Source organism: Streptomyces sp. NPDC033270 (genome assembly GCF_055576575.1).
The window spans coordinates 42,616-60,460 of sequence record NZ_JBVIRA010000011.1 but is presented as its reverse complement, the minus strand read 5'-3'; the positions used below and the strand labels follow the sequence as shown (position 1 = coordinate 60,460).

The window sequence follows — 17,845 nt, the reverse complement described above, 5'->3', positions numbered from 1 at the left end:
GTCATGGTCAGCGGCTGGGGCAACTACGGGAAGACCGCAACCGTCTGCTCAGCCGCAGCCGCCTTCGAAGACCAATGGCTGCAGCTGCACAGCTACCTGCTGCCGGGCGCCATCCCGGGGACCTCGGATCTGCACGCTCCGGTTGTCTACGTTTCGACTCCTGTCACCGCGACTCCTAAGAGCACCTGCGTGTCGATCCTGAACTTCTTCCGGGCCGACTTCCGCAGGTCAGCGACACTCCCTGAACTGGTCCGCCTCGTCGCCGACTCACTCAGGGATCACGGCGTCAAGGTCCTGGTCCTGGTCCTGGACGACATCAGCCGATTGCGCATGCACCGCGCTGACGACCAGGACGTCCTAGACCTCATGCGAGCCTTTATGAGCCTTGACGTCACCTTGATCCTCACCGGAGTCAACATCCCCGCGACCGGGCTGCTGCGCGAGGCGAAATGGGACAAGGCAACAGCCCAGTGGATCATGCCGCAGTTGGAATCGACCCGCATCCACGGCCTGGAGGTCACCCAGACCGAGCACCGCTTCGAACTGGTCGAACTCGACCGGTTCCGCTACACCACCGCCGAACAGATCACGGCATTCCTCAACCACCTTCGAGGGATCGAGGTCCACGTCCGGCTGTTAAACGCGAAGAAAGGCATGCTCACCGACGGTGCCATGCCCGAGTACTTGATGCGCCGCACCGGCGGCGTCGTCGGGCTGCTCGGACGGCTCATCGAGGATGGCACCCAAGAGGCAATGGACAGCGGCAGGGAAGCTCTCGACGAGGACCGCCTCGACGAGATCGTCCTGCGACGAGACGACATGACCGACGCCCCCGATGAGCCAGCCGTCCCCAAGGACCCGTCCACCACGCGGCGTTCGCCGCGCACAAAGCGCCGAACCCGCAACACCGTCTTCGACGACCGCGGCCCTCGCGCCGCTGAAGACCAGACAGGCTGATCCGTGAACGTCGTCAAGGACCCGATGCCCAGGAGCTTGGTCCCTCTGCCTGACGAGAGCCTGCCGGGATTCCTCCTCAGTTTGGCCCACCGCCTCGATCTGTCGCCTGGCCAAGTGGCCCGGCGGACGGGCCTCACCCGCTCACCTATCGCGCTGGCTTCGGCCTCCAGTCTGCTGATGCTGGAGTCCTCACCGTTGAATGTCTTCGCCCGCTCGGCCAGGGTCACGCCGGCTGCTGCGGACTCACTGACCCTGCGTCCCTACATCGACCGCTACCCAGCCCTCACGCACGCGCTGGTCCGGGCGGGAAGCACCCCCGTCCTCGCAGCGTCTTCCCTCCCTGGCTGCTGATGGCCTATTCGCGCTACTGCCCCACCTGCCTTGCTGGAGACGACACACCCATCCAGCGCCGCCACGGCGGTCCTTGGAAGCGGGAATGGCGGCTGGCCATCACGTTCGCTTGCCTCGATCACCAGGTGTTCCTGCGCAACGACTGCCCACGCTGCCGGCTTCCGGTGTTCGGCGGCCGGGGCAGCCGCCTCGCCCCCATCTTCCAGCCGCCAATCTCCCCACCAAACCGACAACTGGACACCGCATCACCAGCGATGACATTCCTCGGGCGCTGGGACCACGAGAACCCGCCGTTCCCTGACCTCCTCGAAGCACTCGAAGCACTCGCCCTTCAGATCATCGCAGCCTTCCCTCACTCACCGTGACGCCGCCACCGCCAAGATTCGCAAACTAGCGCTCTCAAGATTCGCAACCCGTCTTCCCTGCCCCTGTCTTGAGCTGCTCAGTCCCGAGGAAGATTCGCAAACTACGATCCTCGGTCACAGCGCCGGGAACGCGCGGGCGGCCAGGGCGCCGAGCGCGGTGATGACCGCCAGGACCACGAGCGTGCGGCCCGTCGTGGCGGTGAGGCCGGTCAGCATGGTCGCGGTGGCGACGCCGAGCGTGGGGCCGATGTTCATCGCGGTCTGCTGGAGCCCACCGGCCACCCCGGCGTCGCCCACGGACGCATGCCGCACGATGACGGCGGTCGCGGTGACCATCACCGTGCCGAAGCCGGCGCCGAGCAGGAGGCAGCCTGCCCCGATCGTCAACGCCGTTGAGCTGCGGTCGAGTTGGGCGAGGAGGAGGATGCCGGCGGTTATCAGGGCCATCGCGACGGCGGAGGTGCGGCGAGGGCCGTATCGGCGCTGCAGCATGGCTGCGGCGGGTGCGCTCAGCACCATCATCACGGCCAGCGGAAGGACCCGCAGACCGCACTGGAGCGGGTCCAGCCCGAGGGTGTCCTGCAGGAAGTAGGTGGCGACGAAGAGGGTGCCGAACAGGGCGGCGGAGGCGGACAGGAGGATCGCGAGCGCGGCGGCAATGGTGCTTGAACCCAGCACGCTTGGCGGGATCAGCGGGCTCGCCGTGCGCCGCTCGTGCCGGATGAACGCGGCACCGGCGGCCGCCGCCGCGACCGGCCCCAGCACGACGGTCGTCGTCCATCCCGCCTCCGGCAGGGCGACGAGGGTGTGGACCAGGCACACCAGGGTGACCGCGAGCAGGCCGGCCCCGGGCAGGTCGAGCCGGGAGGCGGCGGCACGCCGCGGCGCCTGCGGCGTCCCCGCGGGCAGGCGTACGGCGAGGGCCAGCACCCCGGCCAGCGCCGCCGGTGCCACATTGAGGAAGAAGACGGCCCGCCAGCCCAGGTGGGCGACGAGTGCGCCGCCGACCACCGGGCCGGCGGCGGCCGCCAGTCCGATCGCGCTGGTGCGCAGTGCGAGGGGCATGCCGAGCCGTTCGGGCGGGTACGCGGCGCGCAGCATCCCCAGCGTGGCCGGTTGCAGCAGTGCGCCGAAGACTCCCTGGGCGACGCGCAGGCCGATCACCCAGCCGACACCGGGCGCCAGGCCGATACCCGCCGAAGCGGCACCGAAGCCGAGGATCCCGGTGGCGAAGACCTTTTGGTGGCCGTACCGGTCGCCGAGGCGGCCCGCGAAGACGAGCAGGCCGGCCACGGCGATGAGGTAGCCGGTGCTGGTCCACTGGACCTGTACGAACGAGGCGTGCAGGTCCCGTTGCAGGGTGGGCTGCGCGACGGTCAGCACGGTGCCGTCCAGGGCGACGATGGCGGCTCCGGTGATGCTGCCGGCGAGGGTGAGGCGTCGTTGACGGATCGAGGTCATCGGCCCTCCGGCCCCAGGTGCGCGTCCAGTGTGGCGCGCAGTAGCGGTTCGACGTCGTCGGCTTGGGTCGCGAGCTGGAGGCTGCCCCATCCCCACAGCTGGGCGATGCCGTGCAGATTCGCCCACAGCGCGCCCGCGACCACCGGTGGCGCCTGGCCGGCGGACGGCCGTACACGTGCGACGAGGTCCACGAGGAGGCGGAACAGCGGCAGGCTGGTCTCCCGCAGCCCGTGCTGCTGGCTCTCCAGCAGGTCGTGACGGAACATCAACTCGTACATCCCACGGCGGGTTCGCGCGAAGTCGAGGTAGCACCTGCTCAACGCCGTGAGCTGGGACCGCGGGTCCGCCCGCCCGGTGTCGAGCACCTCGGTGGCCGCGGCGCCCAGCTCGGCGAAGCCCTGCCGCGCGATCGCGGACAGCAGGGCCAGGTGGGTCGGGAAGTACCGGCGCGGGGCCCCGTGCGAGACCCCGGCCCGGCGGGCGATCTCCCGTAGCGACAGGGCTTGTGCGCCCCGGCTGTTCACCAGGTCGACGCCGGCCTCGACCAACCGGGCACGCAGGCCCGCATCCTGTGCAGGTTCATCCATAGACACTGTCTACCAGAGTGCGTAGACAGTGTCTACGCGACGGGACGACTGAGCCCCGCGCCCCGTCAACGGTGAAGCGGTGACGGGGTGCGGGGCTCCAGCGCGCACAACGACGCCGGCCGCCGCGCCCCGTGGGGGCGAGCGCGACGGCCGGCGTGTGGAGCTGAGGCGACTACTCGACGACCTTCAGCAGCTTGTTGGGCGTGCCCTCGCTCGGGTTGGAGATCTTGTCGGGCGTGGCACCTTCGGTCAGGGCCTTCTCCACGTCCGCGGGCTTGGCGTCCTTGTGACCGGCCAGGTAGACCGCGGCGGCACCGACGACGTGCGGGGTCGCCATGGACGTACCGGAGATGGTGTTGGTGGCGTCGTCGCCGGTGTTCCAGTCCGAGGTGATGTCGGAGCCGGGGGCGTAGAGGTCCACCACGCTGCCGAAGTTGGAGAAGTCGGACTGCTCGTCCTTGTCGGTGCTGGAGGCCACCGTGATGGCCTCCTTCACGCGCGACGGGGAACCCTGGCCCGCGTCGGCGGACTCGTTGCCCGCCGCGACAGCGAAGGTGACACCGGAGTCGATGGCCTTCTTCACGGCCGCGTCGAGGGCCTCGTCCGCGCCGCCACCGAGGGACATGTTGGCGACCGAGGGGCCCTTGTGGTTCTTGGTGACCCAGTCGATGCCCGCGACGACCTGCTCGGTGCTGCCGGAGCCCTGGTCGTCGAGCACGCGGACGGCGACGATCTTCGCCTTCTTGGCGACACCGTGCGCCTCGCCGGCGATGGTGCCCGCGACGTGCGTGCCGTGGCCGTTGCCGTCGTCGGCGTTGTCGTCGTTGTCGATCGCGTCGAAGCCGGAGCTGGCGCGGCCGCCGAAGTCCTTGTGGCTGATGCGGACACCGGTGTCGATGACGTAGGCGGTGACGCCCTCACCGGCGCTGTCGGGGTAGTTGTACTTCTTGTCGCCCTTGGTGTCCGCCTGGTCGATGCGGTCCAGGCCCCACGACGGCGGGTTGTCCTGGGTGGCGTCGATGTGGAACTTCTTGTTCTGGACGACCTTGTCGACGGCCGGGTCGGCGGCGAGGCGCTTGGCCTCCTCCTCGTTCAGTCCGGTCGTCGAGAAGCCGCCGACGGAGGAGAAGTTCCGCTTGACCTCGCCGCCGTACTTGGCGGCCAGGTCGCCGCTCTGCGCGGTGCGGACCGACTTCTTCATCATGACGATGTAGCTGCCGCTGACGGCACCCTTGGCCTCGGCTCCGTAGATCTTGCCTTCGACCGGGGCCGGGGATGCGCCCGCGGTGACGGCGGTGACCGCGGCGACACCCGTCGCGGCGACCGCGGCGGCTATCGACGTGATGAGCCGCTTCTTGCTGGAACGCTTGTGAGCCATTGCGAGGGTTCTCCTCGTTCGTGGTGTGGGGGGGAAAGCGTTGCGTCAACAGCCCGTGCACACAGGAAAATCTGCGTCGGGCTGGCTCGAAACCCTGTCTGATTGACGAGTCCAATTCAAGGGGGACCCGGCCGTGTGAGATAAGCAACAAGCCTGCAAAAATGTCAAAGAGCATCAGAACTGGGCAAAAGATCTTGCGACTTGAAGCATTCAGGCTCAACTCCGTTTACTTTCACGCAACAGAGGGCAAGTTCGGGCTCATTTGAGGACCGTTCCGGGCCCATTCGGGCAACGCGGACTCGATGAGGTCCGCCGCCAGACGGGTGCCGCCCTCGCTCGCCACCTGGCGGCGCAACTGCTCGGTCCGCGGGGCGACTTCGGGGCCTTCAGCAGGGACAGCACGCCGCGGGCGGCGCCTGCGCGGTCGCCTCGGTCACCCTGGTGCACTGCGGACCGCTGCGCCCGCTCGGCGTGACGGCCCCGTCGCCTCCTTCAGCGCTGATACCGCGCCAGCACCACGTTGCCGTCCTCGACCAGTCGCTCCCGCAAGGTGTTCAGGCCGATGGCACCGCTGTAGTACTCCTGCAGACCGGGAGTCGCGATCTTGTCCTTCCACTCCGGGTAGCCGCGAACGGACTGCGCGGGGGCGGAACGCAGTGATCCGGCCAGTGCGGTACCCGTCGCCCAGTCGTACCGCCGCACCCGCAGCGCCGGGTCCGCCAGCGCCTCCTGCCCCGTCGGCAGCAGCCAGTCGCCCAGGGCGAGCCGGACCATGTTCGCCGGCCCGAGGAGGAAGTCGATGAAGGCCATCGCCTCTTCCTTGTACGGGCAGTCCTCGGCGACCGACAGGGTCTGCGGGCTGACGCCCTGGTCGAGCGCGGTGCCCTTGGGGGCGGGCAGCACCGTCCAGTCGAAGCCCTCGGGGGCCTGCTGGGCGATCTGCTGACGGTAGGAGAAGCCGAGCGGCACCATCGCGTAGCGGCCGGCGAAGAAGCCCGGGAGGGTGTCGGAACCGCCCATGCCCAGCGTCGCGCGCGAGGCGCTGCGGTCGACGTTCAGCTGGTCGTGGATGGTGCGCGGCACCACCTGGTCGACGGCGTCGAAGCGGACCTCCACCTTGCCGTCGGGGTGGCGGTGGAAGAGCCGGCCGCCCGTGGACAGGGCGAGGTTGAGGGTGGCCGAAACGGGCTCCTTGAGCGGCCAGGCGACCCCGTAGCCGGTGTCGCGGGTCAGCCGCTGGGCCGCCGCGGCGAACTCCTGCCAGGTCCAGGGGTGTTCGGGGGTGGGGATACGTACGCCGGAGCGCCGCAGCTTGCCGCGGTCGGCGATCAGCACCCGGGGCTCCTGGAGGAACGGGACACCGTAGATCCGGCCGTTGAAGGTGCCGCTCTCCCAGCTCCGGCGCGGGATGTCCTGCTTCAGGCGCGGCGGCAGGAGGTCGGTGAGGTCGGCGAGATCACCGCCGTAGGCGAAGTCCGCGAGGTCGTCGGAGGCGTCGTGGATGATGTCCGGGGCCTCGCCGCCCTCGAAGGAGGTCAGCAGCTGGTCGTGGACGGTGGACCAGGCGCCCTGCACATACTGCACCTGGACCTTGGGATGCCGTCTGTTCCACTCCGCGACCAGCTGCTTGTTGGCCTTGAGGGAGTCCTGCTGCCAGGCGAGCGACTGGAAGCGCAGCGTGATGCGGCCGCCGGCCTCACGGCGGCGCCGGTCGTTGGCGCAGCCCGGCAGCAGGGCCGCGGCGGGCAGTGCGGCGGCCGCCGCGAGCAGCCTGCGACGGGCGAAGGGGGCGGCCGTCGTCGTCTCGTCGCCGGCCCGCATCAGTGCTTCACCGCCCCGGCGAGCATCCCGCCCGTGATCCGCCGTTGGATCACGGCGAAGAGGAGCAGGCTGGGGAGGGTGGCCAGCAGCGCCGCGGCGGCGAGCGGGCCGAGGTCGGCGACGCCCTCCGCCCCCAGGAAGTGGGTCAGCACGACCGGCAGCGTCTGCTTCCCGGGCGACTTGAGCAGGACCAGGGCGAAGAAGAACTCGTTCCAGGCGGTGATGAAGGCGAACAGCGCGGTGGCCACGATGCCCGGCGCGAGCAGCGGGGCGGTCACCGAGACGAGCGTACGGACCCGGCCGGCGCCGTCCACGGCGGCGGCCTCCTCCAACTCGGCCGGCACCGCCCGGACGTAGCCGGTCAGCATCCACAGGGCGAACGGCAGCGACCAGACCACATAGACCATGATCAGGCCGATCCGGGAGTCCACCAGATGCAGGCCCTTCAGGACCAGGAACAGCGGGATGATCACCAGTACCAGCGGGAAGGCCTGGCTGATCACGACCCAGCCCGTGGCGGCGCGCGAGAGCCGGTTGCGGTAGCGCGCCAGGACGTACGCCATCGGGGTCGCCAACACGATCGCGATCAGCGCGGAGACCCCGGCGGCCAGCAGGCTGTTGCCCGCGGCGGCCAGCAGCGGCTGCTGCTCGAAGGCCTGCCGGAAGTTCTCCAGGGTCGGCGCCTTCGGTATCCACGTGGGGTGGATGCTGCCCAGCTCGCGCGGTGGCTTGAACGCGGTGGAGAGCAGCCAGAGGAACGGGAAGGCGAGGAAGAGGAGGTAGGCCAGGAGCGCGGTGTACTGACCGGTGCGGGTGGCGGTGCGCCGCACGGCAAAGGCGCCTCCCGTCCGGCGCGGGGCACCGCGCTCCGTCCGACTCGTCGCCGCCGTGGCGCTCCTTTGCGGTGTCCCGCTCGTCCGCCGCGCACCGTTCACCGGTCGTCCTCCCCTTTCAGCCGGCCGACCAGGTAGCAGGCCAGGAGCACCGAGATCACCGCGACCATCGCCAGGCCCATCGTGGCGGCGTACCCGAACTGCCCGTAACGGAAGGCCTCTTCGTAGGCGAAGAGCATCGGCAGCCTGGTGCGGCCGCCCGGGCCGCCGTCGGTCAGCACATAGACCAGGGCGAAGGAGTTGAAGTTCCAGATGAAGTTGAGGGCGGTGACGGCGAGCGCGATGGGCCTGATGGCCGGCCAGGTGACCGTACGAAAGCGGCGCCAGGCCCCCGCACCGTCCATGGCCGCGGCCTCGTGCAGCTCGCCTGGCACGTTCTGCAGACCGGCCAGGAGGGTGACGGTGGTCTGCGGCATCCCGGCCCATACGCCGACGACGATGACCGCGGGAAGGGCGGTGGCCAGCCCGCTCAGCCAGTCGCGGCCGTCGGCTCCGGACAGACCGAGGCCGCGCAGCGTCTCGTTCAGGACACCGGCGTCCGGGTGGTAGACCAGCCGCCACATGATGCCGACGACGACCTCGGGCATCGCCCACGGAATGATCGCCAGCGCCCGGGCCAGCCAGCGCAGCCGCAGGTTCAGATGGAGCAGCAGGGCGAGGCCGAGGGCCAGGAAGAACTGCGGGACGGTGACACCGAAGGCCCATAACAGGCCGATTCGGAACGAATCCCAGAACAGGGAGTCCTGGAAGAGGTCGGAGAAATTCAGCAGTCCCACGAAGCGGGTGGCCTGGGCCCGGCCCGACTGGGCGTCGGTGAAGGCCAACCCGATGCCGTACAGCAGCGGCCCCACGCTCAGCACCAGGATGGGCAGCAGCGCGGGCAGCACGAGGAACCACGCGCCGTGGTCGCGCCGCGCGCTCCCGGCGTGGCCCGTATCCGCCGCGGTGGACCGCCGGGGCGCGGTCGCGAGGGTCACAGCGGGGGCTCCCCGCCACGTGTGCCCGCCTTCGGCGCCTGTGCCATCGCGCTCCCCCGTCCCCGTTCGCCCGCCGTCGTGTCCCCAGTAGGCCGCCGTCATCGTCGTGAGGGCCGCCACGGCAGTCAAGGTCCCGGTCGCGATCCATGGCGGAAACTCCCCACCGGAAGGGTGTGGGGAGGTGTCCTGCGACACTGGTCGCGATCGCGCACCGCAGGAGGCATCACCATGACCGAAGCGAGTCCCGCCGCCTTCACAGAGGCACGCGCCCGGGGCGTACTGGCCGCGGCCGGGCGGCCGGACGCGGCGGCCGACGCCCGGCTGCTCGCGCTCGGTGAGAACGCCGTCTTCGCCCTCGGCGACGGCGGTCCGGTGGTACGGGTGGGCCGCGGCGCCGAACTGCTGGAGCGCGCCGAGCGGGAACTGGACGTGGCGCGGTGGCTGGCGGCCGCGGGCGTACCGGCGGTACGGGCCGCGGAGCCGGTGGCCACGCTCGTCGACGGGCACCCCGTGACGTACTGGGAGCGACTGCCGCAGGCCGTCCGCCCCGCCGGGCCGCAGGATCTCGCCGCGCTGCTGAAGCTGGTCCACGCCCTGCCGGAGCCGCCGTTCGCGCTGCCCCGGCGCGAGCTGCTGGGCGGTGTCGAACGCTGGCTACGGCTGGCGGGTGACGCCGTGTCCGCGCCGGACGCGGAGTATCTGCGCGGGCGGCGCGATGCGTTCGCGGCCGCCGCCACGGCGCTGGAGCCACATCTGCCGCGCGGCCCGATCCACGGCGACGCGCTGACCCGCAACGTCCATGTCGGACCCGACGGTCCGGTACTGGTGGACCTGGAGACCTTCTCCTCCGATCTGCGCGAACACGATCTGGTCGTGATGGCGCTGAGCCGGGACCGTTACGGCCTGGGCCCGGACGCCTACGACACCTTTGTGTCCGTCTACGGCTGGGACGTACGGGACTGGGAGGGCTGTGCCGTGCTGCGCGGGTCCCGGGAGACGGCGAGCTGCGCCTGGGTCTCGCAGCACGCACCCGGGAACCCGGCGGCGCTCAAGGAGTTCCGGCGCCGGATCGCCTCACTGCGGGAGAAGGACGCGACGGTGCGGTGGTATCCGTTCTGAGGCCGCGAGCGAGGTAGGGCGTCCGTGCCACGGCCGGCAGCGGCGTAAGGCAGCCGCGCCCCGCGGCCCCGGGCCGTACGAAGGCAGACCGGGGCGCGCCTCGGACCGGCGGCCGCGCCGGCGCGCTACCGGGCCGGGCCGGCCTGGTACGGAATCAGCGGCCAGGCCGGTTCGACTATCGCCCGGGGATCGCCGGAGCGCCGCAAGTACGCCTGGAACGAGGCGGCCTGCTCGGCGGCGGCCTGCTCCTGGAGGGCGTGCAGAGCGCGGGGCGAGGGGAGGGCGACGGCCGGGTACTTCTCCCCGATGCGGCGGGCGACACCGGCGGCGGCCGCCGCGTCCGCGCCCGCTTCGTGTGCGTCCTCCAACCGGACACCGTAGTGGCCGCACAGCGCCTGCAGCGCGCGCTTGCCCTTGCGGTAGCGGTCCACGTGCTTGTCGAGGACGAGTGGGTCGATGACCGGCGCGGGGGCCCGGCCCAGCCGGTCGGTCAGGGTCCGCAGGCCGTGGCGCCGGCATTCGCGGTCCAGGAGGGAGAGGTCGTAGCGGGCGTTCATCACCACCAGGGGGATCTCCGCGCGCAGAGCCTCGGCCAGCGCCTCGGTGATCTCCTCTATGGCCGCTGCCGGCGACTGCCCGTGTTCTTGGACATATGCGGTCGAAATGCCATGTATGGCCGCGGCTTCATCGGGAATCGGCACGCCCGGATCCAGCAGCCAGGTCCGCTTCGCGGCCGCCCGGCCGTCCCCCTCCAGCCGGAGCAGGGCGGCGGTGACGATGCGGTCCTGCTCCACGTCCGTGCCCGTCGTCTCCAGGTCGAAGCCGACCAGCAGCTCCTGATGCCAGCTCATGCCGAAACCTCGCTTCGCTCGACCTCGCACTCGCGCGGCGCGCACCCGCGTTCCCCGCGCTCGCTGCCCTCGCTCATGCGGCCTCCTTCGGTGGTACTTCCCCCGTTGCTCGCCCACTCTCCCACGCACCACTGACAATCCACCGGCCACCCGTCGCGGCACGGGCGCCCCCGTCGCGCGGCCCCCCTAGGCTGACCGCCATGGACCTACGGCTGGCAGGACACGGGGCGCTGGTGACGGGCAGCAGTTCGGGGATCGGCGCGACCATCGCCGAGACGCTGGCGGACGAGGGCTGCGAGGTGCTCGTCCACGGGCGGAACGCCGGGGCCGCGGCGGCCGTCGCCGAGCGGATCGCGCGCCGCGGGGTACGGGCCGAGGTGGTGCTCGGCGACCTGACCGAACCCGGCGTCGCCGAACAGGTCGCCCTCACCGCACGCGACTTCGGGGCGCACATCCTGGTCAACAACGCCGGTCCGTTCACCGAGCACGACTGGGAGAGCTCCCGGCCCGCCGACTGGCGCGCCGCCTTCGAGGGCAATGTGCTGCCGACGGTGCGGGTCAGCCAGACGCTGCTGCCCTCGCTGCGCGCGCACGGCTGGGGCCGGGTGATCACCATCGGCAGCCGGGCCGTACGCACACCGCTGCCCAACATGGTGACGTACTCGGCGGCCAAGGCGGCCGTGGTGAACATGACCACGAGCCTGGCCAGGCACCTCGCGGGGAGCGGGGTGACCGCGAACTGCGTGAGCCCGGGAGTGATCGTCACCCCGTCGATGTACCGCATGTGGCAGGAACGGACCGCGACGGGCGACGGGGGCGGCAGCGGGTCGGACGCGGCGGGCGAACTGGGCGAGCCGGACGAGGCGGACATCGTCGCGCAGTACGCGCCGAATCCGGCCGGGCGTCTGGGGCGCCCGGAGGACATCGCGTCCGCGGTCGCCTATCTGGCGAGCCCGCGCGCCGATTACGTCAACGGAATCGAGCTGCGGGTCGACGGGGGCATCACGGGGACGCCGTAGGGCGCCACCGTCCCCTCACTCACCTCCGCCGGCGTGCTCACCTCCGCCACCAGCACGTCCGGGGCCGTCTCCGCGCCGCTCGCGTACGCCGCCGCGAAGGCCTCCGTGCCCAGGCCCCGGCGCGCCGCGGCCGTGGCGCGCGCGACGTCACCGCGCTCCGCGACGGGCTGCGGCGCCCCGGCCGCAGCGCGCAGCGCGCCGGCGCCGCCCAACAGCCGGGCCGCGGAGGCGAAGCGGCCGCCCAGCGCCTGGGCGCCGGCCAGGCCTTCCAGTGCCAGCGCGACGGCACGGGGATCGGCGGTGGCGCGGGCCGCCGCGAAGCCGTCCAGATGGCGGCGGCGGGCGGCCGGCGCATCGCCCCGCAGCTCGGCCACGAAGCCCAGCTCGGCCAGGACGAACGCGGTACCGGGGTCGCCGTCCCGGCCGCGGCACCACGTCAGCCAGGGCAGCAGATGCGCCTCGGCGTCGTCGAGGCGGCCCTCCCTCCTGGCGCCCAGCGCGAGTCCGGTCTCGGCGAACATCTCGCCGCGCCGGTGCGAGTGTTCGGCGGCCAGCCGCAGGCCCCGCTCGTGGAAGTCCCGGGCACCGGCCACCTCGCCGGTCAGCAGCGCGATCCGGCCCAGGCCGGAGAGCTGGTACGAGGCCTGGATCCCCAGGCCGAGCTCCTCGGCGATCCGTAGCCCGTCCTGATGGAGCCCGGCCGCCCGGGCGTAGTCGCCGGTGATCTCCGCGATCGCGCCGAGCGCGTCGGCCGCCTGCAACTGACCCCAGCGGTCGCCCAGTTCGCCGAAGAGCGCGGCGCTCTCCTCGGCGTCGCGGCGGCGCGCGGCCAGTTCCTTGCCGCCCGCCAGCCGGGCGCGGCTGCTCAGCGCCGCGGCGGTGCCCCAGCGGTCGCCCAGCGTCCGGAAGGCGGCCAGCGCTTCCGACACCCGACGCGCCGCCACCGCGCTGTCGCCGAGGCCCACCTGCGCGTACCCCAGGAACCACTGCGCCCAGGCCCGGTCCCGCGGCTCCTCGTGCTCCTCGTACCGCCGCAGTACGGCGGCCGCCCGCCCCACGGGGTCGGCGTCGCCGCCCGCCAGCGACGCCATCCCGACCTGCCAGGCGGCCGCCCGCAGCCGGCGCCCCGCCAAGGCCGCGGTGCCGTCCCCCTCGGGGGCCGCACCGGGCGGCGCGGGGACCGCGAGCGCGGCCTCCAGGGAGCGGCCCGCCTCCGCGAGCCGGCCGCGCAGGAACCAGTACCAGGCCAGCGCGTCGACCAGGCGCAGCGCACGGTCCGCCGCGCCTGCGCGGACCCAACCGTCCAGCGCCGCCCGCAGATTCGCGGCCTCCTGGTCGAGCCGCTCCAGCCACTGCCGCTGGTCCGCCCCGTACAGCAACGGCGCGGCGTGCTCGGCCAGTTCGGTGTAGTAGCCGTGGTGGCGGCGGCGCACCGCGGTCAGCTCGCCGGCCTCCCGCAGGCGTTCGAGGCAGTACGCCCCCACCGTCTCCAGCAGGCGGTAGCGCACTCCGTACGGCGTGGGGGCCACCGCCACCAGGGAGCGGTCCACAAGACGGACCAGCAGATCCAGTACCTCGTCCGGCCGTATGCCGTCGCCCGCGCAGACCGTCTCGGCGGCCTCCAGGGTGCAGCCGTCGGCGTGTACGGCCAGTCTGCGCAGCACGGTGCGTTCGGGGAGGGGCAGCAGCTCCCAGCTCCAGTCGATCATCGCGCGCAGGGTCTGCTGCCGGGCCGGCGCACCGCGTCGGCCGGCCGCCGGCAGCCGGAACCGGTCGTCCAGCCGGGCGCTCAACTCCCGTACGCCCAGCGCGCGTACGCGGGTGGCCGCCAGCTCCAGGGCGAGCGGGATGCCGTCCAGGCGGCGGCAGATCTCCGCGACGACGGGGGTGGTGTCCGCGTCCAGCGCGAAGTCGGGGTCGGCGGCGCCGGCGCGGGCGGCGAACAGCGCGCGGGCGCCGGCCGGCTCCAGCGGCGGTACGGTCCACACCACCTCGCCCGCCAGGCCCAGCGGTTCCCGGCCGGTCACCAGTGCCCGGAGCTCCGGCGCGGCGGCCAGGAGTGCGGCGGTGACCTCGGCGGCCGCCTCGACGACGTGCTCGCAGTTGTCCAGGACGAGCAGCAGGCGCTTGCCCCGTACCGCGCCGACGAGCCGCTCCGCCACCGGGCCGGCCGCGGCGCCCTCCCGGATACCGAGCACGGCGAGTACGGCCTCGGCCACCTCGGCGGCGGTGCACTTGGCCGCACGCGCACCCGCGGCGTCGTCCGGGCGGCTCAGCGCGGCCAGCTCCACGAGCCAGACGCCGTCCGGGAAGGCGTCGGCCGACCGGCCGGCGGTCTCCAAAGCGAGCCGTGTCTTGCCCACGCCACCGGGGCCGGTGAGCGTCACCAGGCGGGTGGCCGCGAGGAGCCGGCCGACCCGGTGTACGGCGTCCTGGCGACCGAGGAGTTCGGTGAGGGGGGTGGGAAGATTGGTGCGCGGGCGCGCGGCGGGGCCGGCGGCCGCCTCCGCGGCTGCCCCGGCGGCCCCGGGGTGCCCGGCACCCGCGCCGCTCGCCCCCCAGGGCTCCTGCCGCAGAATCGCCTGATGGACCGCGGTCAGCTCGGGACCGGGGTCCACCCCCAGCTCCTCGGCGAGTTGCGCACGTACGGCGCCGTACGCGGCCAGCGCCTCGCTCTGCCGTCCGGCCCGGTACAGGGCGGTCAGCTGCAGCCCACGCAGCCGTTCCCGGAGCGGGTGCCGGGCCGCCAGGGCGGTCAGCTCGTCGGTCAGGGCGGCGTGCTCGCCCAGCTCCAGGCGTGCCGCGGCCCGCTCCTCCAGGGCGGTCAGCCGCTGCTCCTCCAGGCTCTCGGCCACCGGGCGCACCAGGTCGTCGTCGGCGAATCCGGCGAAGGCCGGGCCCTGCCACAGCGCCAGGGCCTCACCGAGCAGGCCGGCCCGCTCCCGTGCGGTGGCGGCCGCGCGGGCGCGGCCCGTCAAGGCGGTGAAGCGGTCTGCGTCCAGGGCGTCGGCCGGGATGTCCAGCCGGTAGCCGGGCGGGGCCGCGGTCAGCAGTTTCCGGGCGCCGGGCTCCGCGGTGTCCAGGGCACGGCGCAGCTGCGAGACCTTGCTCTGGAGGGAGGCGGTCGGGTTCGCGGGCGGCCGCCGGCCCCAGAGGTGGTCGATGAGCCGGGTCGCGGACACCGGGCGGCCGCGGTGCGCGAGGAGCGCGGCGAGCAACGCCCGTACCTTCTTCTCCGGGACGGGGGCGCGACGGCCGTCGGCGGTCCGCACGTCCAGCGGGGCCAGTACGCGGAATTGCATGCGTCAACCGTACGAGGCGGTCAGGAGACCGGCCGCGAGTCCGCCCAGATGCTCTCGAACTCCTCCCGGTAGGTCTCGAAGAGGCCGTGGTCGCCGTCGCGCCCGTCGCGGGCGTCCTGGCGGACGACCTCGCGGGAGCCGCCGCGCAGCACCAGGACGGGGGACTCCATGCCCCGGCTCTTGCGGAGGTAGGACTGGACGACGGCCAGGCCGTCGGGGCCGTCGCCGTCGACGAGATAGGCGGTGAAGCGCGGGGTCTCGTCGAAGACCTGGATCTCGAAGGCGCCGGGGTCCCGCAGCCGGGCGCGCACCCGCCGCATATGGAGGATGTTCATCTCGATGGAGCGGCTCATCTCGCCCTTCTTCAAGCCGATTTCGCGCTCCCGGCGGCGGACCGCGCTGCTCGCGGGGTTGAGGAAGAGCAGCCGGACCCGGCAGCCGGATTCGGCGAGCCGGACCAGGCGTCGGCCGGAGTAGTTCTGGACGAGGAGGTTCAGCCCTATGCCGACGGCGTCGAGGCGGCGGGCGCCGCCGAAGAGGTCCTCGGCGGGCAGCTGCCGCTGGAGGCGGACCCGGTCGGGGTGCACGCCGATGACATCGGCGTAGCGGTCGCCGACCAGGTCCTCCACCGCGTCGATCGGCAGCCGGCCGGAGATCCGGGTGCCGGCGCCGGAGCCGAGGATGTCCAGGAGCCGGGCGGAGGCGCGCTCGGCCTGGGCGAGGACGGTCTGCGACAGGGCGCGGTTGCGGGAGACGATGTTGCGGGCGACCTCCAGCTCGTCGAGGGCCAGCTCGACCTCGCGGCGGTCGTCGAAGTACGGCTCGAAGCAGGGCCAGTGCTGGACCATCAGTTCGCGGAGTTGCGGCAGCGTCAGAAAGCTGACGATGTTGTCGTCGGCGGGGTCGAGGAGGTAGCCCTTGCGGCGGCTGACCTCGCGGACGGCGACCGCGCGCTGCACCCACTCCTGACCGGCGGGGCCGGCCGCGGCGACGACCCATTCGTCGCCGTGCACCGGTTCGTAGATGGGCCGCAGGACCGCCGCGACCACGGCCCGCAGCCGCTGCTCGACGAGATTCAGCCAGATGTAGGCACGACCGGCCCGGCGGGCCCGGGTACGCACCTCGCTCCAGGCGTCGGCGCCCCAGTCCAGCTCCGCCCCGATCTCCAGCGGCCGTGCCAGGGACACCGCGCCGGGCGGTGCGTCGACGGAGCCGCCTTCTTGAGCCTCGTGACTCTCGTCACCAGGGGGCAACTCCAGCCCGCCGCTCACCTGCCACCGCCTCCCGAACCCCCGTGCCAACGATCAAGGCAGACTACTGCGGTGCGGGAGACGGTGCAGCAGGATGGGTCGAGTCGGCTGTCAACTCCCCTTATTCATAGTGCCCGTTGTGACCGGACAGCGCGGGCGGAGTGAGCGGATTCATAGCGGTGACGTCGCGCGGAGCCAGCTGGAAGCCCTGCCAGTGGACGGGCATCGGCTCCTGGTCCTCATCTCTGGCGACATGATGGAACCCGATGTTGACCCACGCGATGGGGTGTTTCAGCGGCTGGCCGTTGACCCAGCCGTCGACACTCCTGCCGCCGCGGGCACCGCAGTTGGCCAGGTTGTTGCTGGCGAACTGCTCACATTTTTTGTAGTCGGTGAAATAGATGTCGTGCGTGGTGTAGCTGCGGCCGGTGTACTTGCTGGTGTGCCCCGGCACGATCTCGTACGAGCGCGGGTGGCCGTCCTTGTTCTTGCCGGTGGCGCTCACCACCCGCCACCAGCGCATCGGGCCGGCGTCCCCGGCCATTTCCTTGGTGACGGGGGTGCGGGTGGTGCGGATGGTGGGAGTGCGGCCGCCGGGGCGGGTGGTGGTGGCGGAGTCGAACTGCTCGACCTTGTTGCCGGAGGAGCCGTCCAGACCGAAGTTCAGCCGCCAGAAGACATTGTGGCTGTGGCTGGTGGCGTAGTCCTTGGCGCCCTTGCCGAGGGGCATACCGCGGCCGTCGCCGGCGTCGTAGTCGCCCGGTGAGACGGTGCCGGTGGCGCCGACCTGCATGGTCATGGCGCCGTCGCCGGAGAACCGCCATTCGGTGATGTACTCGTACCAGCCGACCTTGTTGACGGTGTAGAGCAGCAGGTCGTTGCCCTGGAGCTGGTAGGTCTTGGTGTTCTCGCCGGGGTAGGCGCCCAGCCGGTAGGCGTGGCCGCGGGCCCGGGTGGTGGCGCACAGGCCGCCGACCTCGGGGTGCGCGGGGTCCCAGGCGCCGGGCACCTTGACGGTCTTGATGGTGCCGCCGGGGCATTCGGCGGGGGCGAGCTTCTGCAGGCCCTGGGCAAAGCCCTGGCCGGTGAGGTCGTCGTACTCGTTCGTGCCGTCGTCGTAGGGGACGTGGATCTGGGCGAGCTTGGCGGTGGTGAGCACCTTGATCGGGGCGGGTTCGCCCTTGGGCTGGTAGGAGATGTCGTCCAGGACCAGGCCGGCGTTGCCCTCGTAGTGCCAGCACATCCGCCAGACCGTGCCGCCGTCGAGCGCCTGGGTGATGCGGTAGGCGGCGCTGCACTGGGGCGCGGGGGCGGGCGCGGCGGCGGGGGTCTCGGGGGCGGCCTGGGCGGCCGGGCCGGTCAGCAGGGCGGTCGCGGCGAGCAGCGGGGCCGCGGCGAGGGCGGCGGCGCGCCGGTACGGGCGGTGGGTCGGGGTGCCGGTGGTGCGTCTTTGGCGCATGGTGGCGGCTCCATTGCGAAGGAGTGGAGGTCGATGGCGGGCCCGCTCGGCGCGG

Annotated in this window: 15 protein-coding genes; 5 read left to right on the top strand and 10 right to left on the bottom strand. The window is 72.3% G+C overall.

What is annotated here, in order from left to right; translation table 11 throughout:
* The first annotated feature begins 3 nt into the window (after positions 1-3).
* The 3 genes from ACZ5XZ_RS17375 to ACZ5XZ_RS17365 are packed head-to-tail and all read left to right on the top strand — an operon-like array spanning position 4 to position 1,673.
* Positions 4-957 (top strand): TniB family NTP-binding protein, encoded by a 954-nt coding sequence (locus ACZ5XZ_RS17375; RefSeq protein ID WP_468978718.1) that lies wholly within the window; start codon positions 4-6, stop codon positions 955-957.
* A 24-nt stretch (positions 958-981) separates the two neighbouring features.
* Positions 982-1,308, top strand: a complete 327-nt coding sequence (locus tag ACZ5XZ_RS17370) for a TniQ family protein (RefSeq protein WP_468979042.1) — start codon at positions 982-984, stop codon at positions 1,306-1,308.
* Entirely contained in the window at positions 1,302-1,673 is a 372-nt protein-coding gene (locus ACZ5XZ_RS17365) for a TniQ family protein (RefSeq protein ID WP_468979041.1), read from the top strand. Before ACZ5XZ_RS17370 ends, ACZ5XZ_RS17365 begins: the two co-directional genes overlap by 7 nt.
* Before the next feature lie 114 nt (positions 1,674-1,787).
* On the opposite strand, the gene ACZ5XZ_RS17360 is transcribed toward ACZ5XZ_RS17365, so the two are convergent.
* The 6 genes from ACZ5XZ_RS17360 to ACZ5XZ_RS17335 all read right to left on the bottom strand — a co-directional run bounded on the left by ACZ5XZ_RS17360 (position 1,788) and on the right by ACZ5XZ_RS17335 (position 8,790).
* Positions 1,788-3,134: an MFS transporter gene (locus tag ACZ5XZ_RS17360; RefSeq protein ID WP_468978715.1), complete on the bottom strand. Its 1,347-nt coding sequence runs from the start codon at positions 3,132-3,134 to the stop codon at positions 1,788-1,790.
* On the bottom strand, positions 3,131-3,721 hold the full coding sequence (locus ACZ5XZ_RS17355) for a TetR/AcrR family transcriptional regulator (RefSeq protein ID WP_468978712.1): 591 nt from the start codon (positions 3,719-3,721) through the stop codon (positions 3,131-3,133). The genes ACZ5XZ_RS17360 and ACZ5XZ_RS17355 overlap by 4 nt, the downstream gene beginning before the upstream one ends.
* A 172-nt stretch (positions 3,722-3,893) precedes the next feature.
* Positions 3,894-5,099, bottom strand: coding sequence for a S8 family peptidase (locus ACZ5XZ_RS17350; protein WP_468978711.1), 1,206 nt, complete (start codon positions 5,097-5,099; stop codon positions 3,894-3,896).
* Positions 5,100-5,591: 492 nt separating this feature from the next.
* Positions 5,592-6,920, bottom strand: a complete 1,329-nt coding sequence (locus tag ACZ5XZ_RS17345; RefSeq protein ID WP_468978710.1) for an ABC transporter substrate-binding protein — start codon at positions 6,918-6,920, stop codon at positions 5,592-5,594.
* Entirely contained in the window at positions 6,920-7,750 is an 831-nt protein-coding gene (locus tag ACZ5XZ_RS17340) for a carbohydrate ABC transporter permease (RefSeq protein ID WP_468978707.1), read from the bottom strand. Before ACZ5XZ_RS17340 ends, ACZ5XZ_RS17345 begins: the two co-directional genes overlap by 1 nt.
* Before the next feature lie 101 nt (positions 7,751-7,851).
* Positions 7,852-8,790, bottom strand: coding sequence for a carbohydrate ABC transporter permease (locus ACZ5XZ_RS17335; protein ID WP_468978705.1), 939 nt, complete (start codon positions 8,788-8,790; stop codon positions 7,852-7,854).
* Positions 8,791-9,018: 228 nt separating this feature from the next.
* On the opposite strand from ACZ5XZ_RS17335, the gene ACZ5XZ_RS17330 reads away from it, so the two are divergent.
* Complete coding sequence (locus ACZ5XZ_RS17330; RefSeq protein ID WP_468978703.1) at positions 9,019-9,909, top strand: aminoglycoside phosphotransferase family protein; 891 nt, start codon at positions 9,019-9,021, stop codon at positions 9,907-9,909.
* Positions 9,910-10,034: 125 nt separating this feature from the next.
* Here ACZ5XZ_RS17330 and ACZ5XZ_RS17325 read toward each other — a convergent pair whose 3' ends face one another.
* Positions 10,035-10,760, bottom strand: a complete 726-nt coding sequence (locus tag ACZ5XZ_RS17325; protein ID WP_468978701.1) for an exonuclease domain-containing protein — start codon at positions 10,758-10,760, stop codon at positions 10,035-10,037.
* 200 nt (positions 10,761-10,960) lie between these two features.
* Here ACZ5XZ_RS17325 and ACZ5XZ_RS17320 point away from each other — a divergent pair, with 200 nt between their 5' ends.
* Positions 10,961-11,779: an SDR family NAD(P)-dependent oxidoreductase gene (locus ACZ5XZ_RS17320; RefSeq protein WP_468978700.1), complete on the top strand. Its 819-nt coding sequence runs from the start codon at positions 10,961-10,963 to the stop codon at positions 11,777-11,779.
* Here the strand turns inward: ACZ5XZ_RS17320 and ACZ5XZ_RS17315 are convergent.
* From ACZ5XZ_RS17315 to ACZ5XZ_RS17305, 3 genes are all read right to left on the bottom strand, one after another.
* Positions 11,725-15,081 (bottom strand): AfsR/SARP family transcriptional regulator, encoded by a 3,357-nt coding sequence (locus ACZ5XZ_RS17315; protein ID WP_468978698.1) that lies wholly within the window; start codon positions 15,079-15,081, stop codon positions 11,725-11,727. The genes ACZ5XZ_RS17320 and ACZ5XZ_RS17315 overlap by 55 nt on opposite strands.
* 20 nt (positions 15,082-15,101) lie before the next feature.
* Positions 15,102-16,352 carry an SAV2148 family HEPN domain-containing protein gene (locus ACZ5XZ_RS17310; protein ID WP_468978697.1) on the bottom strand — a complete coding sequence of 417 codons (1,251 nt, stop codon included), beginning with the start codon at positions 16,350-16,352 and terminating at the stop codon, positions 15,102-15,104.
* A 100-nt stretch (positions 16,353-16,452) separates the two neighbouring features.
* Positions 16,453-17,790 carry a copper amine oxidase gene (locus ACZ5XZ_RS17305; protein ID WP_468978695.1) on the bottom strand — a complete coding sequence of 446 codons (1,338 nt, stop codon included), beginning with the start codon at positions 17,788-17,790 and terminating at the stop codon, positions 16,453-16,455.
* Positions 17,791-17,845: the final 55 nt, after the last annotated feature.

Coding starts and splice junctions, on each gene's coding strand:
- ACZ5XZ_RS17330 (WP_468978703.1), top strand. CDS start 9,019: ATGACCGAAGCGAGTCCCGCCGCCTTCACAGAGGCACGCGCCCGGGGC.
- ACZ5XZ_RS17320 (WP_468978700.1), top strand. CDS start 10,961: ATGGACCTACGGCTGGCAGGACACGGGGCGCTGGTGACGGGCAGCAGT.
- ACZ5XZ_RS17375 (WP_468978718.1), top strand. CDS start 4: ATGGTCAGCGGCTGGGGCAACTACGGGAAGACCGCAACCGTCTGCTCA.
- ACZ5XZ_RS17355 (WP_468978712.1), bottom strand. CDS start 3,721: ATGGATGAACCTGCACAGGATGCGGGCCTGCGTGCCCGGTTGGTCGAG.
- ACZ5XZ_RS17350 (WP_468978711.1), bottom strand. CDS start 5,099: ATGGCTCACAAGCGTTCCAGCAAGAAGCGGCTCATCACGTCGATAGCC.
- ACZ5XZ_RS17360 (WP_468978715.1), bottom strand. CDS start 3,134: ATGACCTCGATCCGTCAACGACGCCTCACCCTCGCCGGCAGCATCACC.
- ACZ5XZ_RS17325 (WP_468978701.1), bottom strand. CDS start 10,760: ATGAGCTGGCATCAGGAGCTGCTGGTCGGCTTCGACCTGGAGACGACG.
- ACZ5XZ_RS17345 (WP_468978710.1), bottom strand. CDS start 6,920: ATGCGGGCCGGCGACGAGACGACGACGGCCGCCCCCTTCGCCCGTCGC.
- ACZ5XZ_RS17315 (WP_468978698.1), bottom strand. CDS start 15,081: ATGCAATTCCGCGTACTGGCCCCGCTGGACGTGCGGACCGCCGACGGC.
- ACZ5XZ_RS17370 (WP_468979042.1), top strand. CDS start 982: ATGCCCAGGAGCTTGGTCCCTCTGCCTGACGAGAGCCTGCCGGGATTC.
- ACZ5XZ_RS17305 (WP_468978695.1), bottom strand. CDS start 17,790: ATGCGCCAAAGACGCACCACCGGCACCCCGACCCACCGCCCGTACCGG.